This is a genomic window from Tianweitania sp., from assembly GCF_032053605.1.
Taxonomy (GTDB): domain Bacteria; phylum Pseudomonadota; class Alphaproteobacteria; order Rhizobiales; family Rhizobiaceae; genus Tianweitania.
Genome location: NZ_DAMBUH010000175.1, coordinates 1 through 4,023 on the forward strand (window position 1 = coordinate 1; position 4,023 = coordinate 4,023).

Genomic DNA, 4,023 nt, shown 5'->3' on the forward strand with positions numbered 1-4,023 from the left:
TCCTATCCATCCCGCTTCGTCATCCTCGGGCTTGACCCGAGGATCCATGCCTGAACGGCGGAAGCAGCGCCCGGCGGGGCAATCTTACCGCCAGCCCAAAGGCAATCGTTCAGGCATGGATCTCGGGTCTGCGCCTTCGCTTGCGCTCCGGCTCCGCCCGAGGATGACGAGCTTCACTCTGTGATGCATCCAACCTGCTAGCCCAGCAGCATGACCTAGCGCCCACCTCCCCCTTGAGGGGAGGTCGAACCGAAGGTTCGGGTGGGGGTCGCAACTTGGCCGACTTGCACAGCGGCTTGATCCCCCATCGTCTACCCTTATCTCCAATGTGCTGCCCGCGCATTCCCCGTGCGGCGCCAGCCATTTCAGCACGAAAGGAAAATCCATGGAAAAACGTGCGCTCGGCAGAACCGGGCTGGAGATCGCGCCGCTGGTGTTCGGCGGCAATGTCTTGGGCTGGACGGCGGACGAACAAACCAGCTTTGCTGTGCTCGACGCCTTCGTGGATCACGGCTTCAACGCCATCGACACGGCCGATGTTTATTCGAGCTGGGTTCCCGGCAACAAGGGCGGCGAGTCCGAAACGATCATCGGCAAGTGGCTGAAGGCCAACCCAGCCAAGCGCGATCAAGTCGTGCTCTTCACCAAGGTCGGGTCGGACATGGGCGTGCCCGGCCATAAAGGCCTGTCACAACGCTGGATCGCGGAAGCTGCCGAAGACTCGCTGAAGCGGCTGCAGACCGACCATATCGACCTTTATTTCTCGCATTGGCCGGACCCGGATACGCCTTATGAGGAAACGCTGGGCGCCTATCAGAAGCTTCTCCAAGCCGGCAAGATCAAGGCGGTCGGCGCATCCAATCTTGATGCGGGGCAGCTTACCGCCGCGCTGAAGGCCGCGCAAACCAAGAACCTGCCCCGCTACGATGTGCTGCAGCCGGAATACAATCTCTACGACCGAGACAAGTTCGATGGTCCGCTGCGCGATCTCTGCATGCGCCAAGGGCTCGGCGTCGTCACCTATTTCAGCCTCGCCTCCGGCTTCCTTTCGGGCAAGTACCGCTCGAAGGACGATTTACAGAAGAGCAAGCGCGGCGAAGGCGTCGGCAAATATCTCGATGATCGCGGCCTCAAGATCCTGGATGCGCTCGATCAGGTCAGCGCAAGCCAGAATGCGAATCCGGCAGAAGTCGCACTCGCCTGGATCATCGCGCGTCCGGGCGTCACGGCACCGATTGCCAGTGCCACCAGCGTCGATCAGGTCGAAAGCTTTGCCAAGGCAGCCAGCTTAAAGCTCAGCCAGGACGACATCGCGACGCTCGACAAAGCGAGCATCTGATCCTCAAGCCGGCGGTCTAGGCCCCCTCCCCCTTGAGGGGAGGTCGTCTGTCGTGAAACGCCGGCGCATCATTCGGCCATGCCCCCTCTCCGCTTCGTCATCCTCGGGCTTGACCCGAGGATCCATGCCCGAACAGTCGAAGCAGTGCCCGGCAGGTAATATCCCCGGCCGGTTCGATAACAGCCGGTCAGGCATGGATCCTCGGGTCTGCGCCTCCGCTTGCGCTCCGGCTTCGCACCAGGATGACGAACTTACCCTTGTTGAAGCATCCAGGCCGTTTACCCAGCAGCATAGCCCCACCTCCCCCTTGAGGGGAGGTGGAACCGAAGGTTCGGGTGGGGGTAACAACATAGCCGGCTTTCGCCCAAGCCTCACGCCCCTCCGGCGACCGGTTCCTCTTCCAGCACTGCGTCGGACTCGGTTTCGAGCTCCGGCGCGTCCTTCGGCTCGATGCCGAAACGTGCTGCCACATCCGGCGCATAACGCAGCAGGTCGGGCCGCAGGCGCATCAGAGCGAGGTCTTTGGCCTTGGCTTCCAGCATCACGTCGAAATCCAGCCCTTCGGCGATGCGCATGAAGGTCGCGAATTCGAACGGGCTGCAGAAGTCGGCATGGCCGGTGAAGACCGGCGCGACATGCTTCACCACCTTCTTCTTGGTCTTCTTGTCCACATGGATCTGCTCGCGCAGCTCGGTGCGCGGCGAGGAGAAATGTAGTTTGGGCTGCTGCCCTTCCGGCCACGTCTTCAGGATGGCTTCCAGCGTCTGGCGCATGTCGGCGCGTTCAGGGTTGAGGCACCAGAAATGCTGGTGGTCGAAGATCAGCCTGACACCGGTATGCTCGTGGATCCACAGCACGTCAGCCGCCGAAAAGCGGAGATCGTCATGCTCCAGCACCAGCCGGCGTCGCACCGGTTCCGGCAGGGTGGCCCAGGTGTCTACCCAGCGCTGGCGAGCGGCGGGAATATCGCCGTAAGTGCCGCCGACATGGATCACCATCACCGCTTCCGGCCCGAGTTCCATCCGGTCCAGCATGTCGGCCTGGCTGGTGAGATCCCAGATGCTCTTCTTAATAAGCTCGGGGTCGGGGCTGTTCAGCACTACGAATTGCGAGGGGTGGAAGGACAGGCGGATGTCGAGTTCCTTCGACTTCGCACCCAGCGCGCGCAACTCCGCATCGCTCTCGGCCACCATGCCGTGGAATTGCGGCATGTCGGGATGCGTCGCATAAGGCGCGATGTCCGAGGACATGCGATACATCCGGATTTCGTGCTTCACGAGATAATCGAGGATCGCGTCGATATATTCGAGCGACACTTTCAGGTGCGGATTGTTGGTCGAGCGGCGATTGTCGCCACTCTTGAGGTCGTCGCGGCCCATGACCTTGACGGGAAAGCCAAGGCGCGAAATTCGTTTGTTCATGCCATTTCCGAAGATGCGGGCTGCGGCACGCCGGAGGCGTCGAAGCCGAGTGTGTCGAGAAAGAAGGTCCAGTCGTCCCACCGCAACGCACCGCCGGATGCCGCGCGGTGGCCATTGCCATATTGCTCGTCCGCGCCGGGTGGCCGGTGTTGGGCAAGGAAGGCAAGGATGTCGGTGTCATTGGACGAGCGCACCGCGAAATGCACAAAGCCTGGCCGGTAGCCGGTATTGGCGGCAATGATAATCGCGTTCTTCAACCGCCCGCGCCATTGCTGCGCGATGAGCGGGTGAACCTGGCAGGGCGAGGAAAACTGCACCAACGCGACATTGCCGGAGAATTTCGGCCCGACCTTGCGGGCCTCATCCAGCGCCTGCTTCACCTCTGCCTTTGCCGCCAGCAGCGCGTCGGTTTCCGCGAACTCGCCCGACAGAACCTGCTTCAATCCCTGCGCCTTCATGAGCAGATCGAAAGCCGGTCGCGCATCGCCCGATCCGGTGCGGCGTGGGGCGTTGATGAGGGAGGCGGCGTTGCGCAGCGCCGTGACGCCGTAGGCCGACCGCGCTTCGGCCATTTCGGCGAAGCCGTGATCTTCCGCGAGATCACCGATGATCCCGAGTGCTGCCAGCCACAGCAGCCCCTCCTCAACCCCCGCCGCTTTTGCGCATCGATAGGCGAGCAGGCTCGTGGTCGGCACGGGATCGTCATTGAAACCGGAGATGACGGTGGCATTATCAGGCACGCCGGTCGGCGCGTGATGGTCGATGATGATCGTGGGTATGTCAGGCAGTTTCACCCGGTTCGAGACACCGAGATCGGCGATGATAAGACCCGTGGGCTGAAGCGCCTCCAACTCCCTTACGAAATCGTCGGAATAGGCGTTCTCGCCCTTTCCGATGATGCGAATTGCGCTGCCATGTCCCCGTTTAAGCATCACGTTCTGCAGGATCGCGCCGGCAGACAACCCATCCGCATCGTTGTGAAACACGAGCAGCGACCGTTCGCCGAGCTGTTCTAAGGCGGCAGGAAAATCGTCGGGGCGATGGAAAGTTTGATGGGGCATGCGGCGTGAACGCAGCTTTGGCCCGAACGATCCGAACCCTGCTGGCTTCCCCTGCCATTCCCCGCCGGGTTAGGTGGGGATGGACAACAAACCCTTGATTCGATGACCGAAACCACGCTCTACAAACCGGTAAAGCGCTTCCTGGAAGGGCTGGGCTACAGCGTTAAAGGCGAGATCGGCCACTGCGATGTGGTGGGCCTGC

At 61.8% G+C, this 4,023-nt stretch carries 3 protein-coding genes; 1 reads left to right on the forward strand and 2 read right to left on the reverse strand.

Going from position 1 to position 4,023, the window contains the following annotated elements:
• Positions 1–385: 385 nt before the first annotated feature.
• The gene (locus RTX98_RS20200) at positions 386–1,339 is read left to right on the forward strand and encodes an aldo/keto reductase (protein ID WP_312798674.1); all 954 of its coding nucleotides are present in this window, start codon (positions 386–388) and stop codon (positions 1,337–1,339) included.
• 371 nt (positions 1,340–1,710) lie between these two features.
• On the opposite strand, the gene uvsE is transcribed toward RTX98_RS20200, so the two are convergent.
• Positions 1,711–2,760 carry a UV DNA damage repair endonuclease UvsE gene (uvsE, locus tag RTX98_RS20205; protein ID WP_312798675.1) on the reverse strand — a complete coding sequence of 350 codons (1,050 nt, stop codon included), beginning with the start codon at positions 2,758–2,760 and terminating at the stop codon, positions 1,711–1,713.
• Complete coding sequence (locus RTX98_RS20210) at positions 2,757–3,821, reverse strand: phosphoesterase (RefSeq protein ID WP_312798676.1); 1,065 nt, start codon at positions 3,819–3,821, stop codon at positions 2,757–2,759. Before RTX98_RS20210 ends, uvsE begins: the two co-directional genes overlap by 4 nt.
• Positions 3,822–4,023: the final 202 nt, after the last annotated feature.